This window comes from Kaistia sp. SLG-1, from assembly GCF_059699055.1.
Window position 1 is genome coordinate 768,538 of record NZ_AP048544.1, and the last position, 15,166, is coordinate 783,703.

16 protein-coding genes are annotated in these 15,166 nt (G+C 66.4%); 6 read left to right on the plus strand and 10 right to left on the minus strand.

Features of this window, described 5'->3' with window-relative positions; genetic code table 11:
* Window positions 1–80: 80 nt before the first annotated feature.
* Together AC6HZP_RS03460 and eno are read left to right on the plus strand one after the other, a co-directional pair.
* Window positions 81–1,085 carry a phosphotransferase gene (locus AC6HZP_RS03460; RefSeq protein ID WP_497525412.1) on the plus strand — a complete coding sequence of 335 codons (1,005 nt, stop codon included), beginning with the start codon at window positions 81–83 and terminating at the stop codon, window positions 1,083–1,085.
* Complete coding sequence (eno, locus tag AC6HZP_RS03465; RefSeq protein WP_497525413.1) at window positions 1,082–2,374, plus strand: phosphopyruvate hydratase; 1,293 nt, start codon at window positions 1,082–1,084, stop codon at window positions 2,372–2,374. The genes AC6HZP_RS03460 and eno overlap by 4 nt, the downstream gene beginning before the upstream one ends.
* Window positions 2,375–2,664: 290 nt before the next feature.
* On the opposite strand, the gene AC6HZP_RS03470 is transcribed toward eno, so the two are convergent.
* Window positions 2,665–3,414: an SDR family NAD(P)-dependent oxidoreductase gene (locus tag AC6HZP_RS03470; RefSeq protein ID WP_497525414.1), complete on the minus strand. Its 750-nt coding sequence runs from the start codon at window positions 3,412–3,414 to the stop codon at window positions 2,665–2,667.
* A 166-nt stretch (window positions 3,415–3,580) separates the two neighbouring features.
* On the opposite strand from AC6HZP_RS03470, the gene ribB reads away from it, so the two are divergent.
* The gene (ribB, locus tag AC6HZP_RS03475; RefSeq protein WP_201402251.1) at window positions 3,581–4,684 is read left to right on the plus strand and encodes a 3,4-dihydroxy-2-butanone-4-phosphate synthase; all 1,104 of its coding nucleotides are present in this window, start codon (window positions 3,581–3,583) and stop codon (window positions 4,682–4,684) included.
* An 87-nt stretch (window positions 4,685–4,771) separates the two neighbouring features.
* Window positions 4,772–4,936 carry a DUF1328 domain-containing protein gene (locus AC6HZP_RS03480; protein ID WP_201402252.1) on the plus strand — a complete coding sequence of 55 codons (165 nt, stop codon included), beginning with the start codon at window positions 4,772–4,774 and terminating at the stop codon, window positions 4,934–4,936.
* 697 nt (window positions 4,937–5,633) lie between these two features.
* On the opposite strand, the gene AC6HZP_RS03485 is transcribed toward AC6HZP_RS03480, so the two are convergent.
* Both AC6HZP_RS03485 and AC6HZP_RS03490 read right to left on the minus strand, forming a co-directional pair.
* Window positions 5,634–6,179 carry a sigma-70 family RNA polymerase sigma factor gene (locus tag AC6HZP_RS03485; protein ID WP_201402253.1) on the minus strand — a complete coding sequence of 182 codons (546 nt, stop codon included), beginning with the start codon at window positions 6,177–6,179 and terminating at the stop codon, window positions 5,634–5,636.
* Between the two features lie 96 nt (window positions 6,180–6,275).
* Window positions 6,276–6,497, minus strand: coding sequence for a NepR family anti-sigma factor (locus AC6HZP_RS03490; protein WP_201402254.1), 222 nt, complete (start codon window positions 6,495–6,497; stop codon window positions 6,276–6,278).
* Between the two features lie 159 nt (window positions 6,498–6,656).
* Between AC6HZP_RS03490 and AC6HZP_RS03495 the strand changes: the two genes are divergently transcribed.
* Both AC6HZP_RS03495 and AC6HZP_RS03500 read left to right on the plus strand, forming a co-directional pair.
* On the plus strand, window positions 6,657–7,460 hold the full coding sequence (locus AC6HZP_RS03495; protein WP_201402255.1) for a response regulator: 804 nt from the start codon (window positions 6,657–6,659) through the stop codon (window positions 7,458–7,460).
* Window positions 7,461–7,603: 143 nt separating this feature from the next.
* Window positions 7,604–9,421 carry a sensor histidine kinase gene (locus tag AC6HZP_RS03500; protein WP_497525415.1) on the plus strand — a complete coding sequence of 606 codons (1,818 nt, stop codon included), beginning with the start codon at window positions 7,604–7,606 and terminating at the stop codon, window positions 9,419–9,421.
* A gap of 66 nt (window positions 9,422–9,487) precedes the next feature.
* Here AC6HZP_RS03500 and AC6HZP_RS03505 read toward each other — a convergent pair whose 3' ends face one another.
* From AC6HZP_RS03505 to AC6HZP_RS03535, 7 genes are all read right to left on the minus strand, one after another.
* Window positions 9,488–9,829 carry a hypothetical protein gene (locus AC6HZP_RS03505; RefSeq protein ID WP_497525416.1) on the minus strand — a complete coding sequence of 114 codons (342 nt, stop codon included), beginning with the start codon at window positions 9,827–9,829 and terminating at the stop codon, window positions 9,488–9,490.
* Window positions 9,826–10,131, minus strand: a complete 306-nt coding sequence (locus AC6HZP_RS03510) for an ElaB/YgaM/YqjD family protein (protein WP_201402258.1) — start codon at window positions 10,129–10,131, stop codon at window positions 9,826–9,828. The genes AC6HZP_RS03505 and AC6HZP_RS03510 overlap by 4 nt, the downstream gene beginning before the upstream one ends.
* A gap of 18 nt (window positions 10,132–10,149) precedes the next feature.
* Window positions 10,150–10,413 (minus strand): hypothetical protein, encoded by a 264-nt coding sequence (locus tag AC6HZP_RS03515; protein WP_497525417.1) that lies wholly within the window; start codon window positions 10,411–10,413, stop codon window positions 10,150–10,152.
* Between the two features lie 141 nt (window positions 10,414–10,554).
* On the minus strand, window positions 10,555–11,514 hold the full coding sequence (locus tag AC6HZP_RS03520; RefSeq protein ID WP_497525418.1) for an ABC transporter permease: 960 nt from the start codon (window positions 11,512–11,514) through the stop codon (window positions 10,555–10,557).
* 2 nt (window positions 11,515–11,516) lie between these two features.
* On the minus strand, window positions 11,517–12,398 hold the full coding sequence (locus AC6HZP_RS03525) for an ABC transporter permease (protein WP_201402261.1): 882 nt from the start codon (window positions 12,396–12,398) through the stop codon (window positions 11,517–11,519).
* A gap of 375 nt (window positions 12,399–12,773) precedes the next feature.
* Window positions 12,774–14,054 (minus strand): ABC transporter substrate-binding protein, encoded by a 1,281-nt coding sequence (locus tag AC6HZP_RS03530; RefSeq protein ID WP_201402262.1) that lies wholly within the window; start codon window positions 14,052–14,054, stop codon window positions 12,774–12,776.
* Window positions 14,055–14,095: 41 nt separating this feature from the next.
* Window positions 14,096–15,085 carry an ABC transporter ATP-binding protein gene (locus AC6HZP_RS03535; RefSeq protein ID WP_497525419.1) on the minus strand — a complete coding sequence of 330 codons (990 nt, stop codon included), beginning with the start codon at window positions 15,083–15,085 and terminating at the stop codon, window positions 14,096–14,098.
* Between the last annotated feature and the right edge of the window lie 81 nt (window positions 15,086–15,166).

Below are 15,166 nucleotides of genomic sequence, written 5' to 3' on the forward strand. Positions count from 1 at the left end.
AGACAGAAACGACCGCCTTCGAAGCAGCGCGCAGACGTTGCCCGGAGTGCTGGGAAGAGCATGCCTGGGGAGGCGACGGGATGGAGACGATCGACCGCGAGCTCGCGGCGTGGCTGGTGCGCGCCGGCCTGGTGGAGGAAGGCGCGGCCATGGTGGCGGAACCGCTGACCGGCGGCGTCGCGTCCGACATCTGGCGGATCGAGGCGGGAGGCCGGCGTTTCGCGGTGAAGCGGGCGCTGGCGAAGCTCCGCGTGGCGCGCGACTGGCGGGCGCCGGTCTCGCGCAACGGCAATGAGGTGGAATGGCTGCTGACGGCCGGGCGCATCGCGCCCGACGCCGTGCCGCATATCCTGGCGCATGACGCCGGCATCGGCGCCTTCGCCATGGATTATCTGAAGCCGGAGGATCATCCGGTCTGGAAGGCGGAGCTCCGCGCCGGCCGCGCCGATCCGGCGTTTGCCGCCGCCGTCGGCCGGACGATCGCCGCGATCCATGCGGCGACGGCGCATTCGGCCGAGATCGCCGCCCGCTTCGACACCGACGCGATCTTCCATTCGATCCGGCTCGAGCCCTATCTCGAGGCGACGGCCGAGGCGCATCCGGATCTGGCGCCCGCGCTGATGGCGCTGTCGCGCGATACGCTGGCCACCAGGATCGCGCTGGTGCATGGCGATGTCAGCCCGAAGAACATCCTGGTCGGGCCGAAGGGGCCGGTCTTCCTCGACGCCGAATGCGCCTGGTATGGCGACCCGGCCTTCGACCTCGCCTTCTGCCTGAACCACATGCTGCTGAAATGCCTCTGGGTTCCGGCCTCCCGCGCCGCCTACCTCGCTTCGTTCGACGCGCTCGCCGGCGCCTATCTCGCCGCCGTCGACTGGGAGCCGCGGGAAAAAATCGAGGCGCGCGCCGCCCGGCTGCTGCCGGGGCTGCTGCTCGCCCGCGTCGATGGCAAGTCGCCGGCCGAATACGTCACGAGCGACGCCGACAAGGACCGCGTGCGCCGCGTCGCCCGCCCGTTGATCGCCACCCCGCCGAAGACGCTCGCCGCCATCCGCGACGCCTGGGAAGAGGAAATTTCGCAGTGAACGACACGACAATCAGCAAGATCATCGGCCGCCGGGTCTGGGATTCGCGCGGCCGGCCGACGGTCGAGGCGGAGATCCACACCGCTTCCGGCGCCGTCGGCCGCGCCATCGCGCCGGCCGGCGCCTCGACCGGCACCGGCGAGGCGGTGGATCTCCGCGACGGCGGCGCGCGTTTCGGCGGTCATGACGTCACCCGCGCGGTCGCCTCGGTGCAGGGCGAGATCGCCCGTGCGCTCGCCGGCATGGACGCCGCCGACCAGGCCGGCATCGACGCCGCGCTGATCGCGCTCGACGGCACGCCGAACAAGGGCCGCCTCGGCGGCAACGCGCTGATCGCAACCTCGATGGCGGTGCTGCACGCGGCAGCGGCGGCGTCGGGCGCGCCGCTCTGGCACTATCTGGCGGCGGGCAACAAGGTCCGCATCCCGGTGCCCGAGATCCAGATTTTTGGCGGCGGCGCGCATGCGGCGCGGCGCGTCGACGTGCAGGACTTCATGCTGATCTGCCCCGGCGCTAGCTCCTTCGCCGAGGCGCTCGACTGGACCGCCGAGGTCTATCGCGCCGCGGGGCTGCGGATGAAAAAGGCCGGCAAGCTGCAGGGCGTCGCCGACGAGGGCGGCTTCTGGCCGGCCTTCAACTCGAATGAAGAGGCGCTCGACGAACTGGTCGGCGCGATCGCCGATGCCGGCTTCACGCCCGGCCGCGACGCCGGCATCTCGCTCGACATCGCCGCGTCCGAGTTCGGCCGCAACGGCCGCTACAAGCTGGCGCTCGACGACAGCGAGCTCGACACCGGAGGCATGATCGACCTGCTCGGCGGCTGGCTCGACGCCTATCCGATCCTGTCGATCGAGGATCCGGTCGCCGAGGACGACGAGGCCGGCTTCCTCGCCTTCACCGAGCGCTATGGCGACCGCTGCCAGGTGATCGGCGACGACTTTCTCGTCACCAACGCCGCGCGGGTCGAGGCGGCGGCGGTCAAGGGCTCGGCGACGGCCGTGCTGGTCAAGCCGAACCAGGCCGGCACGGTCACCGAGACCAGGGCGGCGCTGGAGGCGGGCAAGAAGGCCGGCTTCGGCACCATCGTATCGGCCCGCTCCGGCGAGACGGAGGATGTCACCATCGTGCATCTCGCCGTCGGCTGGGACGCCGGGCAGTTCAAGGTCGGCTCGTTCTCGCGCTCCGAGCGGATGGCGAAGTGGAACGAGATGCTGCGCGTCGAGGAAGCGCTCGGCGCCGAGGCGGTCTATGCCGGCCCCGCGGCGCTCGGCCTGCGCCGGGCGGGCTGAGCGGGCTCCTCACCTCTCCCTGATGAGACCTTCGCGCATCCCTGTCCAGTCGTCATGCAGGACTCGATTCCCATCATCCTGAGGTGCCCGAGCGCAGCTCGGGCCTCGAAGGACGCACGGTCGAGGGGCAATCTCTCGATGGCACCGCCTCCCTGCGTGCTTCGAGACGGCCCTGCGGGCCTCCTCAGCATGATGAGGGTGGTGTTTTGCAACGGTCTCCTCAGGGAGAGGTGAAGAAGGCCCTCCGGCCCGGCACGAAGCGCCGACCAGAGGGCCCATTTCTATTCGGATCAGTAGGTCGCGCGGCCGCCCGAGAGGTCGAACACGGCGCCGGTGGTGAAGGAGCATTCTTCGCTCGCGAGCCAGGTCAGGATCGCGGCGGCTTCCTCGACGGTGCCGAAGCGGCCCATCGGGATCTTCGACAGCATGTAGTCGATATGCGCCTGGCTGACCTGCTTCAGGATCGGCGTGTCGATCGTCGCCGGCGTGATGGCGTTGACGGTGATGTTGTCCTTGGCGAGTTCCTTGCCGAGCGACTTGGTGAGGCCGATCACCGCCGCCTTCGAGGCGGAATAGGCCGAGGCCGTCGGGTTGCCTTCCTTGCCGGCGATCGAGGCGACGTTGACGATGCGGCCATAGCCGTTCTTCTGCATCAGGGGCGCGACGAAGCGGTTGCAGTAGAACAGGCCGTGCACGTTGATGTCGAAGACGCGCTGCCATTCGTCGATCGGGTAGTCGACGACGAGGGCGTTCTTGCCGGCGACGCCGGCCGAGCAGATCAGGATGTCGATCTTGCCGAGATGGCCTTCGGCGGTCTTGGCGGCGGCCTCGACCTGGTCGGGCTTGGAGATGTCGAGCTTGACGCCATGCGCCTTCGGGCCGAGGGCCGCCTTGGCGGCTTCGATCCGCTCAGCGTCCACGTCCCAGAGACAAACCGTTCCGCCCTCGGAAACAATGCGCTCGGCCGTCTTGAAACCGATGCCCGACGCGCCGCCCGTCACGATCGCGCCACGACCGGAAAAACGCTTGATATCTGCCATTCGTCTTCTCTTCCCTCTTCGCGCGGCTCGGCCGCGCACCTTCGCGGTGGCGATACTGGTAAGGGGGAGCGGGTCATCAGACAACTGGTTTCCGCATGGCCGCAGTGGCGATCGGTTGGCGATCGCTTATAAGAGCGTCATCTTCCCTGCTTTCAGGACTTGGCTCATGGCCCTCAACACGATTGAAGAAGCCGTCGCCGCGATCGCCGCGGGCGAACTGGTGGTGGTCGTCGACGACACGGATCGCGAGAACGAGGGCGATCTGATCATGGCCGCGTCGAAGGCGACGGCGGAGAAGGTCGCCTTCATGATCCGCCACACCAGCGGCATCATCTGCGTGCCGGTCAGCGCCGACCGGGCCGAGGCGCTGCACCTGCCGCCGATGGTCGCCAACAACCGCGACCCGATGCGCACCGCCTTCACCGTTACCGTCGACTACAAGGTCGGGCTGACGACCGGCATCTCGGCCGAGGAGCGCGCCAACACGATCCAGGCGCTCGCCAACGACAATTGCACCGCCTCCGATTTCCTGCGCCCGGGCCATATCTTCCCGCTGATCTCGCGCGAGGGCGGCGTTTTGATCCGCTCCGGCCACACCGAGGCGGCGACCGACCTGTCGCTCCTCGCCGGGCTGGAGCCGGCCGGCGTGCTGGCCGAGGTCGTCAATGACGACGGCACCGTCAAGCGCCTCCCCGAGCTCTTGGAATTCGCCGCCGAGCATGGGCTGAAGATCGTCTCGATCGAGGATCTGATCGCCTATCGCGCCCGTACCGAAAGCTTCGTCAAGGTGGTCGACAGCTTCCAGGTGCCGGTCGGCGGCCGCACCGCCACCGCCTTCGTCTACGAGACGCCGTTCGATCCGCTGCAGCATCTCGCCATCGTCTTCGGCGATGTCGCCGAGCAGGCCGACGTCACCGTCCGCATCCACCGCGCCAATCCGATCTCCGACCTGATCTCGCGCGGGCCGGATTCGAAGGGCTGGCTGGAGACGACGCTGCGCAAGGTCGGCGCCGCCGATCGCGGCGTCTTCGTGCTGATCCGCGATCCGGCCGTCGTCCGGCCCGACGGCTCGGCCGCCGGCGATGGCGAGGAGCGCCATCTGTCGGCGCGGCAGCGCAAGGAGCGCTGGCGCGAGATCGGCGTTGGCGCGCAGATCCTGCGCGACCTTCGCGTCCGCTCGATCCGGCTCTTGTCGTCGCAGGAGCGCCAGTATGTCGGCCTGCAGGGCTTCGGCATCGAGATCACCGGCCGGGAAAGCGCCGGCGAGTAAGCCGGCGTCGGAAAGGGAACCCCGTCAAATCTCTCGCATTGGATATGCGAGCGGCACATCTGCCGCGTGCACCCGTGGAGGGATTTGATGCTGAGTTGGGCGATTTTCTTTCTTGTCGTCGCGCTGGTCGCCGCGGTCCTCGGCTTCGGCGGTATCGCAGGGACGGCAATCGGCATCGCGAAGATCATCTTCGTGGTTGCGATCATCCTGTTCCTGATTTCCGGCGTCATGCACTTGATGCGGCGGGCCTGAGGTCTTAGCCAGCCGCCAGAACGAAAGGGCCCGCGATTGTTGATCGCGGGCCTTTTGGTATTTGGGGAGCGGTTCCGCGATCGGCGTGACAAGGAGGCGAGGGCGCACCTGGCTTCACCTCTCCCTGAGGGAGAGGTCGACGGCCGCAGGCCGGCGGGTGAGGGTTTACGGCCTCGCCGGTTGGTCTCCGTCGTCCGAGTCTTGTTCGGAAAGTTCCCTAAACCCTCACCCGGAGCTTCGCTCCGACCTCTCCCTTAGGGAGAGGTGAAAGGGGAGCCTCAGGCCGACCGACCGGCTCCGTGATCATTCTGGGATCCGGCCCATCGAGCGTTGGTTTCCCCGCAAGGCCATCATCCTGAGGTGCCCGGCGAAGCCGGGCCTCGAAGGAGGGTCCAGCGAACGTCTGGGATGGACATCGAGGAGCGGGTTTCGTCCGATTTCATCAAGGCGGTGCCCCGCTGGATCCTCCTTCGAGGCTTCGCGGACGCGAAGCACCTCAGGATGATGGCGGAGCCGGTTGAAAGGTCCGATTTCGCGCGCAGACCCTCACCCCAACCCTCTCCCGCGAGCGGGAGATCGCCCGCGTTTGTCGCTGCGCTTGAGATGGCTGAAGGACGCAGCCCAAAACCCTCGCCCGCTTGCGGGAGAGGGTAGGGTGAGGGGCTTGCTTGGACTTGCGGGGCTGGAGAGGGCGACCTCAGCTGCCGCGGACTGCCATGGCCTTCTGGATTTCCTGGACCGAGCGTTTCGCCATCTCGACCGGCGGCAGCGCGACGCCGCCGCGCATCACTTCCTCGAGGCGGGCGCGGGCGCGGGAGACGCGGCTCTTCACCGTGCCGACGCGGACCTGGCAGATCTCGGCCGCTTCCTCGTAGGAGAAGCCGCTGGCGCCGATCAGGACCAGGGCCTCGCGCTGCTCGTCCGGCAGCAGCTGCATGGCGCGGAGGAAGTCGTCGAGCTCGAGATGCCCGTGCTGGGCGCCAATGTCGGCGAGGCGGGCGGCGTGGGCGCCCTCAGCGTCTTCCACTTCGCGCCGTCGCTTGCGGCCTTCCGAATAATACTGGTTGCGCAAAATCGTCACCAGCCAGGCATGCAAATTGGTGCCTTCCTGGAACTTGTCGCGGTTGGCGAGCGCGCGCATGACGGTTTCCTGCACCAGATCGTCGGCGCGATCCCGGTTTCCGCTCAGAGAACGGGCAAAGGCGCGCAGCATCGGCAGCGCTTCGACCAGTTCATTCTTCATGACGCTCTCCCTGCGTATCTCGTCTTGGTCCGGTCGTCCTGGTCCTGGTCGTCAGGCCAAGTCGCCGGGCCGGATCTCGGGACAATCGCGATGGAGTCATGCGGACCCCTTCGAGCCTTCCGGATTTCCAGCGGGCGGCGCGTCGTCGAGTCGATCGAGTAGCGACATGATATCGTCGGGCAGCGGCTCGCTCAGTGCACTGTCGAAGACACGGCGCAACTGCCGACCGATCCAGTCCTCCTTTTCTCCTTGCGTGCTCGGCCCGGGTGAGGGCGTCGTACGAAGCTCGGCGTCCTTCACCATGCTTTCCTTGTTCATCTTCTTTTCCTGAGTGCCCAAAGGCCCCGTCCTTTGTAACCGCAGCGGTCCGACTGCTCGATTGGCAATGCGGAAGGTCAAAAATGGTTCCGGTGATTCCGGAACCGAATTCGATGTGCCACGTTCTGTTGCTATCTTGAGCCCAAAGAGGGGGAACCTATGCCCGAAAGTCTGTCGCAGGCCCTAGCACCGCATCTCCCACTTTTGCGGCGCTATGCGCGTGCTTTGACCGGCGGCCAGTTGAGCGGCGACGCCTATGTGCGCGCCTGCCTGCAGGCGATCGTCAACGAACCTGGCGTGATCGATCGCAACGTCCACCCGAAGATTGCGCTCTACCGGCTGTTCCATGCCATCTGGTCCGGTACCCAGAACGGGGCGGACACCTCCATCGACGGGCTGAGCCGGCAGGAAACGACCGCCCAGCAGCGCCTCGCGGCGATGACGCCGGAGAGCCGGCAGGCGCTCCTACTCACCACGATGGAAGGCTTCTCCGATGTGGACGCCGCCGCCGTCATGGGCATCCCGGCCGAGCGCGTGCAGCCGCTGCTCGCCGACGCCCTCGCCGAGATCGACCGGCAGACGCATACGCGCGTTCTCATCATCGAGGACGAGCCGCTGATCTCGATGGACCTCTCGGGCATCGTCCAGGAACTCGGCCACGAGGTGGCGGCGATCGCGCGCACCCGCGACGACGCGGTCGAGGCGGCGGCGCGGGAAATGCCGGGCCTCGTTCTGGCCGACATCCAGCTCGCCGACGGCTCCTCGGGCATCGACGCCGTGAAGGACATTCTCGCCGGCTTCAGCGTGCCGGTGATCTTCATCACGGCCTTCCCGCAGCGCCTCCTCACCGGCGAGCGCCCGGAGCCGACCTTCCTGCTGACCAAGCCGTTCGACCCGCGCACGGTGAAGGCGGCGATCAGCCAGGCGCTGTTCTTCAATTCGACCGCCTCGATGGCGGCGTGATCCCAAGCCGGCCGTCCCTGTCGCCCCGGCGCGGCAGGGACGGCGGCGACGTCGCGTGTCTTCCGGCTTCGGGAACGGTGTAGAATTGCCGGGAACGCCGGTGGACCCGTGGGCGCGCGGCGTCTATCCCGGAAGGACCCTTGATGGATTGGTTGCTGCACTTTCTGCCGGATCTGGTCGGCCGGGAAGAAGCCCTGCTGCGAGCGATCCCGCGCGCGCTGATCGCGGCGAGCACGCTCGCCATCGCGATCGCCACGATCACCTTCCTTATCAAGCGCCGTGATCTGCCCGGCGTCTACAAGCGGGTGGCGCTCGCTTTCGTGCTGCTGCTCCTCTGCATCACGCTCTCGCACGGCGTCGGGGCCTTTTCGCTCTTCTCTCCCTCGCCCGCCTACCAGCGCGTCTTCGACAGCGTCGCCGCGGTGATCGCGCTGGTCGCGGTGTTCCTGATCCGCTTCGCCCTGCCGGAGCTGCTCGCGCTGCCGTCGCCGCGCGAGCTCCAGCGCAACAACGCCAACCTCAAATCCGAGATCGACGCGCATATCGACACGATGCGGCAGCTGACGGACATTCGCGGCGAGCTCGAGGAAAAGGTGCGGCTGCAGACGCGCGAGTGGAAGGAGATCAGCCAGCGCTTCGAGGCGGCGCTGTCGGGCTCCGACATCGCCGTGTTCAACCAGGACAAGGACCTGGTCTTCACCTGGGCCTACAACAACCCGCATTTCGCGATCGGCGCCGAACAGATCCTCGGCAAGACCGACGCCGACCTGTTCGCCGGCGACGTCGCGAGCCAGATCGTCGATGTCAAGCGCGCCGTGCTTTCGACCGGGCAGGGAACGTCGATGAACGTGGTGGTGTCGACAGTCGAGGGCGGGACGCAATATCTGCGCCTCTCCATCGAGCCGCTGCGCGACGCGGCCGGCGAGACGATCGGCCTGACCTCGGCCGTGTTCGATCTGACGGAGCGGCACGATTACGAGACGCGCCTGCAGGCGCTGACCTCGAGCCTCGCCCTGGCCAATGCGCGCTTCGACCTGGCGCTGCGCGGCTCGGCGATCATGGTGTTCAGCCATGACGCCGACCTTCGCTACAACTGGATCTACAATCCGCCGACCGGCCTTGCGCCGGACATCATGCTCGGCCGTACCGACGAGGAGATCTGGCCGCCGGAGGTTGGCAGGCCGATCCTCGCCATGAAGCGCGAGGCGGTGGCCACGGGACAGCCGCAGCATGGCGAGATCGTCATGCCGCTCGCCGGCTCCGACCGGCACTTCCAGGTCCGCATCGAGCCGATGACGGCGGGCAATCACGAGGTTATCGGCCTCGCCGGCGTCGTCGTCGACGTGACGGAGAGCCATCTGCAGGAGGCGCATCTGCGCCTCGTCATGCGGGAATTGACGCACCGCTCGAAGAACCTCCTCGCCGTGATCCAGGCGATGGCGCGGCAGACGGCGGCGCGATCGGACGACCCGCAGACCTTCGTGTCGCGCTTCTCGGCGCGGCTGCGCGCCATGGCCGCCTCGCACGATTTGCTCGTCGCGCAGGAATGGCACGGCGCGATCCTGCACGATCTCGTCAACGCCCAGCTCGGCCAGGCGATCGAGCCGGGCTCGGACCAGCTGAAGATCGAGGGCCCGTTCATCAGCCTTCGGCCGGACGCGGTGCAGAACATCGGGCTGGCGCTGCACGAGCTCACCACCAACGCCTCCAAATACGGCGCGCTGTCGGTGCCCGGCGGGCGGATTTCGCTGCGCTGGGCCATTCGCGACGACAACCGCTTTCACATGCGCTGGGAGGAGACCAACGGTCCCTCGGTGCAGTCGCCGCAGAAGTCGGGTTTCGGCGTGACGCTGCTGGAGCGGAGCGTCGGCCAGGCGCTCGACGGCGACGTCACGCTCGAATTCACGCCCGGCGGCGTCGTCTGCGAGATCGACATCCCGGCGAGCCACGTCATCGCCTGAGGGGTAGTCCAGACACGAAAAAGGGAGCCGAAGCTCCCTGCTTTCGTGGATCTGGCGAGTGACAGGCTACCGCTTGCGGGAGAGGCCGCCCAGCAGGCCCATCGCGAAGGCGAGCGCCACGCTGGTCGTGCCGACTTCCTGCTGCTGGCGGCGGTTGTTGCGCCAGTTGGCGACCAGCAGCACGACCAGGCCGACGACGAGAAACGCGCCGCCCACCACGAGCTTCGCCACCAGCGAGCCGTAGGAGATCGACAGCGCCTGGTAGCCGGCGGCGACGCCGAAGCTGACGCCGATGATGATGAAGACGCCGGCCAGCGCCAGCAGGCCGATCCGCTTCAGCGTCCGCACGGTGGTCTGCGTGGCGGCCGCGGCCGCCACGCTGGTCAGGGCCTGGAACAGGCCGCTCATCGCCGGCCTATCAGCGCGCCGATGAAGAGGCCGATGCCCGCCGCGATCAGCACGGCCGGGACGGGGTTCTTGGTGATGTGGCTTTCGATGTCTTCGGCCGCCTGGTGTCCACGGCGGCGTGCTTCCTCGGCCGAGGCGCGGAAGGTCTCGCCCGCCCGGCCGGCGACGCCGTGCAGGGCTTCGGCGCCGGCGCTGGCCTGCTCGGAACCGAACTTCCGGATCGTATCCGTCAGGGACGCCAATTCGGCCTGAATGGCCTTGACCTGCTCGGAAAGGTCGGAGCCGTCTGTCTTGGTCACCATGTGGCACTCCTGTGTTGCTCAAGGCTTGGTAGTCTTGAGGGGTGTCGTCTCGAAACTATGCAACCTCGCCGGCACTATGTCGATATGGGTCAACGCAGCGGCGAGTTCTATGGTTAGGTTTCTATAAGCTTCCCGCTCGTCAGCCGATGCAAAGGCCATCAGGCGCGTGACCGCGCGTTTCCAGTGCAACAGCGTCTCCGTCTTCTGACGATCGGAGAGGACGTTGTCGGAGACGATATCGGCGGGTCGGCGGAAACCTGCATATCCCTGATGCGTACGCATACGCTCTCTTCCTTGCGCTCTGTTTCCAGTGATTTCCATGCGACCCGTGGGGAAACGGGCGGAAACGCCAATGGTTCCAGAGGCATCGGAAGGCGGGCCGGCGGTGTCGGCGGGTGTTGCCGAAACGCCGCCGGATGGCTCTCAGGCGGTGCCCTTGCCGGCGTCGGAGCCGTGCCGGCGGCGGCGCTGCTGGACGACCAGCATGACGAGGACGGCGGTGCCGATGACGGCGAAGGAGACGGCAGTGGTGACGGTGCCGAGCGCGTAGATGACGGGGGTGGTGACGGTCGTGGTGAGGCCGCGCAGCGTCAGCGGCAGCGTGTTGGTGGCGCCCACGGTCTGCGAGGAGCGGGCGATCTCGTCCCAGGAGAGGGTAAAGCCGAACAGCGCCACGCCGATCAGCGACGGCGCGATCATCGGCAGCACGACATGGCGGAAGGTCTGCCAGGACGAGGCGCCGAGATCGCGCGCCGCCTCCTCATAGGCCGGGTTGAAGCGGTTGAAGACGGCGAACATGATCAGGAGGCCGAAGGGCAGCGTCCAGGTCAGATGCGCGCCGAAGCCGGAGGTGAACAGGCCCATCAGGGTCTGGAAATTGTCCTGGATGGCGATGCCGACATTGCCGAGGAAGGTGGTCCAGGCGGTGGCGTTGTCGATATCGACATAATTGTCGACGAGGCGGTCGCCGAGCGCGGTGATGCCCTGGTTGAACAATTGGAATTCGAGCGCGATGCCGAGCGAGACGACGATCGACGGCAGGATCAGGCTGGCGATCGCCGTGAAGAACAGGACATTCGAGCCCTTGAACGGCCGACGGAAGGCATAGCCGGCCATCACCGAGATCACCACCGTCGCCAGCGTGACGGCGAGCCCGAGCTTGAGGGAGTTCAGCAGCGCGTCGACGACGTTGGGCACGCCGATGCCGGCCCAGAGATTGTGGAACCAGTGCAGCGACACGCCATTCATCGGGAAGGTCATGCCGCCGCTCGGGCCCTGGAACGACAGCACGAGGATGGTGATCGTCGGGCCGTAGAGGAACAGCACGTAGAGGGCGAAGACGGCCGACAGGACATAGAAGGCGCGGGAGCGTCCCTCGGTCATTCTCAGAGCTCCTTGCGGATGTCGACGAAGCGCAGCAGCGTCCAGATGATCATCAGGACGACGGCGAGCAGCACGACGGCGTTGGCGGCGGCGATCGGGAATTGCAGCGCGTTGATCTGGCTTTCGATCACCTTGCCGGCCGAGGCGATCTGCTGGCCGCCCATCAGGCCGATCGAGATGAAATCGCCCATCACCACGGTGATGACGAAGATCGAGCCGATGGCGATGCCGGTCTTCGACAGCGGGATGATGACGTTCCAGAGCGTCTGCCAGCCGGTGGCGCCGGTGTCGTAGGCGGCCTCGACCAGCGATTTGTCGATGCGCGACATCGAGTTCAGGATCGGCACGATCATGAAGACCGTGTTCAGGTGAACGAGCGCCAGCACGACGGAGAAGTTGGAATAGAGCAGCCAGTCGAGCGGCTCGGTGATCAGCCCCATCGAGAGCAGCCACTGGTTGACGACGCCGTTGCGGCCGAGCAGCGGGATCCACGAGATCATGCGGATGACGTTCGAGGTCCAGAACGGGATCGTCGTGATCAGCGCCAGGATCAGCCGGGCATTGTTCGACTTGACCTCGAAGACGAGGAAATAGGCGATGGTGAAGCCGAGCACGAGGGTGATCAGCCAGACCATCAGGCAGAACTTGAGCGTCGACAGATAGGTGCGGAAGGTGGTGCAGAGGTCGGGCAGCGAGGCCAGGCACTTGTCGAAGGCGGTGGCGTAATTGTCGCCGACGAAGGCCGGTTCGATCGAATAGCCCGTATAGGTCCAGAAGCTGACGGCGAAGGTCACCAGAAGCGGCAGGACGAAGAAGACGAGGAAGACGATCGCGAGCGGCGCCGCCTGCCAGTAGGGTGCCCAGCGCGATTTCATTTCCAGCATGTCGGGGCAGGCTCCGTTTCGGTGCGCTCGGACTGGATGTGCGGGGCGAGCGGGGCCCCTTGCTTCACCTCTCCCTGAGGAGGCCTTTGCAGAATACCTCCCTCATCATGCTGAGGAGGCCCGCAGGGCCGTCTCGAAGCACGCAAAGCGGCCGTGCCATCGATAGATTGCCCCGAGACCCTGCGTCCTTCGAGGCCCGAACTGCGTTCGGGCACCTCAGGATGATGGAATTGGAGCACTGCATGATTGCAGGGCGGCGTTGCGCAAAAGTCTCCTCAGGGAGAGGTGAGGAGAACCCTTTTCATCAGGTTCCTCCCGGTGCCGCCGGAGCCGAGACTCCGGCGGCCTTGCAGGGAGCTTCCTGTCGCCCGCCGGTCAGGCGGCGATGAACTCGTTCCACTTCTGGATCATGTAGGCGTTCTCATCCATGATCGAGTTCCAGCAGGCGACCGCGCCCATGCGGGTGTTGTAGGAGCCGCCGTCGCGGATCGTGCCGGCCTTTTCGAGCAGGCCGCCATCCGGACCATGGATGTCCTTCTCGGCCGGCTTGCCTTCCATCCAGAACGCCCACTCATAGGGCTCCATGTTCTTCTGCGCCGTATCGAGCACGGCGGCGTAGTAGCCCTGCCGGTTCAGGTGCGCGCCGGCCCAGCCGTCGAGGAACCAGTTGATGAACTCGTAGGCCGCGTCGAGCTTCTTGCCCTTCAGCGTCTTCGGCAGACCGAAGCCCGAGGCCCAGGCGCGATAGCCTTCCTTCAGCGGCTGGAAGGTGCAGGGGATGCCCTTGAGGCGAACGGCGGTGACGGCCGGCGACCACATCGACTGCACGACGGTCTCGCCCGAGGCCATCAGGTTGACGCTCTCGTTGAAGTCCGACCAGAAGGCGCGGAACTGGCCGGCCTTCTTGGCCTCGATCAGGGTGGCGATCGTCTTGTCGATCTCCTCCTTGGTCATGTTGCCCTTGTCGCCATATTTCAGGACGCCCATCGCCTCGTTGACCATGGCGGCGTCCATGATGCCGATCGACGGGATGTTGAGGATCGAGGTCTTGCCCTTGAACTCGGGATTGAGCAGCTCGGCCCAGCTCTCGATCGGGCGCTTGATCAGGTCAGGCCGGATGCCGAGCGTATCGGCGTTGTAGGTGGTCGGGATCAGGGTCAGCCACTCGGTCTGCTCCTTGGCGAACTCCTTGCCGCGCTGCTTCTCGAGATAGAGCACCTTGTGCGGCGCCGTGCCCTGGTTGCCGATCTTCTTGCCGTCGACCTCGCCCTTGGTGATGGCGGTCGCCAGCTTGTCGACCAGCTTCACCTTCTTGGCGTCGATCGCCTGGAAATTGCCGGACGGAATCAGGTTGCGCAGCGCGAAATATTCCGTGTCGACCAGGTCGAAGGAATCCGGCTGGGTGATGATGCGCTTGGTGACGTCGTCGGTGGTGACGGTGACGTATTCGATGTTGATGCCGGTGACTTCCTTCGCCTTGGCGGCGATCGCCGGCGACTGGTTGGTCGCGGTCGAGAGGTAGCGCAGCGTGATCGGCTCGTCGGCGTGCACCGCCGGGAAGCCGGTCACGGCGGTGGTGCCGAGGAAGCCGGCCGTGATGGCTGAGCCCTTCAGCAGCGTGCGGCGCGAGATGCCGGTCTTGTTCTTGTCGTCCATTCCCTTGGTCTCCTCTGGTGTTGTCGCAGGAAACCGCGCGCTCAGGCGGCGGCGGAAAGTTCGTGGATGTCGTTGGGGTCCCAGCGCACCGTCACGGTGTCGCCGGTCTGGAACGGGCTCTGGTAGAAGGTGCGTTCCGGCACGATGGCCGTCAGCTCGAGGCCGGCATCGGTGGCGAGGCTCACATAGACGACGGTCCCCTGGTACTCGACCTCGCGCACCGAAGCGGCGACGCCGTCGCCGCCCTCGGCCGAGACGCTCAGCCGGTCGGCGCGGACGCTGACCGTGCGGCCGTCGATCGGCATGACGTTGTGGCCGCCGATGAAGCGGGCGACGAACTCGGTCGCCGGCGCGTTGAAGATCTCGCGCGGCGTGCCTGCTTGCTCGATCCTGCCGTTGTTCATGATGACGATGAGGTCGGCCAGCGCCATCGCCTCTTCCTGGCTGTGCGTCACATGGATGAAGGAGATGCCGAGCTCGCGCTGGAAGCGCTTCAGCTCGGCGCGCACCTTGATCTTCAGGAACGGATCGAGCGCCGAAAGCGGCTCGTCGAGTAGCAGGATCTGCGGATCGGTGACGAGGGCGCGGGCGAGGGCCACGCGCTGCTGCTGGCCGCCTGAGAGCTGGCTCGGCAGCCGCTCGGCATAGCGCTCCATGTCGACGAGCTTCAGCGCGTCGGTCGCCTTGATCGAGCGGTCGACCTTGCCGACGCCCTTCATCTTCAGCGAGAAGGCGACGTTGTCGCGGACGGAGAGATGCGGGAACAGCGCGTAGGACTGGAACATCATCGCCGTGCCGCGCTTGGCCGGCGGCAGCTTGTTCACGATCTCGTGGCCGAGCGCGATATCGCCGTCGGAAACCGCCTCGTGGCCGGCGATCATGCGGAGCGTCGAGGACTTGCCGCAACCGGACGGTCCGAGCAGGCAGCAATAGGTCCCGGCCTTGATCTTCAGATTGATGGAATCGACGGCGATCGTGCCGGCGTAGCTCTTGGTCACCGAGGCCAGTTCGAGATCCGCGGGGCGTGCCATCTTCGTCTCCGATTGAACCTGCGAAAAGGAGTGGCAAGTCGCGTGCCAGCGGCGGAATTCCGCCATTTCTGGCGATCTTCT

What these genes read in the sequence shown, in the direction of transcription:
- AC6HZP_RS03505 (WP_497525416.1), bottom strand. Translation starts at nt 9,829, where the DNA reads ATGAGCGGCCTGTTCCAGGCCCTGACCAGCGTGGCGGCCGCGGCCGCC.
- AC6HZP_RS03510 (WP_201402258.1), bottom strand. Translation starts at nt 10,131, where the DNA reads ATGGTGACCAAGACAGACGGCTCCGACCTTTCCGAGCAGGTCAAGGCC.
- AC6HZP_RS03485 (WP_201402253.1), bottom strand. Translation starts at nt 6,179, where the DNA reads ATGAAGAATGAACTGGTCGAAGCGCTGCCGATGCTGCGCGCCTTTGCC.
- AC6HZP_RS03520 (WP_497525418.1), bottom strand. Translation starts at nt 11,514, where the DNA reads ATGACCGAGGGACGCTCCCGCGCCTTCTATGTCCTGTCGGCCGTCTTC.
- AC6HZP_RS03490 (WP_201402254.1), bottom strand. Translation starts at nt 6,497, where the DNA reads ATGAACAAGGAAAGCATGGTGAAGGACGCCGAGCTTCGTACGACGCCC.
- AC6HZP_RS03480 (WP_201402252.1), top strand. Translation starts at nt 4,772, where the DNA reads ATGCTGAGTTGGGCGATTTTCTTTCTTGTCGTCGCGCTGGTCGCCGCG.
- AC6HZP_RS03525 (WP_201402261.1), bottom strand. Translation starts at nt 12,398, where the DNA reads ATGCTGGAAATGAAATCGCGCTGGGCACCCTACTGGCAGGCGGCGCCG.
- AC6HZP_RS03500 (WP_497525415.1), top strand. Translation starts at nt 7,604, where the DNA reads ATGGATTGGTTGCTGCACTTTCTGCCGGATCTGGTCGGCCGGGAAGAA.
- AC6HZP_RS03495 (WP_201402255.1), top strand. Translation starts at nt 6,657, where the DNA reads ATGCCCGAAAGTCTGTCGCAGGCCCTAGCACCGCATCTCCCACTTTTG.
- ribB (WP_201402251.1), top strand. Translation starts at nt 3,581, where the DNA reads ATGGCCCTCAACACGATTGAAGAAGCCGTCGCCGCGATCGCCGCGGGC.
- AC6HZP_RS03460 (WP_497525412.1), top strand. Translation starts at nt 81, where the DNA reads ATGGAGACGATCGACCGCGAGCTCGCGGCGTGGCTGGTGCGCGCCGGC.
- AC6HZP_RS03530 (WP_201402262.1), bottom strand. Translation starts at nt 14,054, where the DNA reads ATGGACGACAAGAACAAGACCGGCATCTCGCGCCGCACGCTGCTGAAG.
- AC6HZP_RS03470 (WP_497525414.1), bottom strand. Translation starts at nt 3,414, where the DNA reads ATGGCAGATATCAAGCGTTTTTCCGGTCGTGGCGCGATCGTGACGGGC.
- AC6HZP_RS03535 (WP_497525419.1), bottom strand. Translation starts at nt 15,085, where the DNA reads ATGGCACGCCCCGCGGATCTCGAACTGGCCTCGGTGACCAAGAGCTAC.
- AC6HZP_RS03515 (WP_497525417.1), bottom strand. Translation starts at nt 10,413, where the DNA reads ATGCGTACGCATCAGGGATATGCAGGTTTCCGCCGACCCGCCGATATC.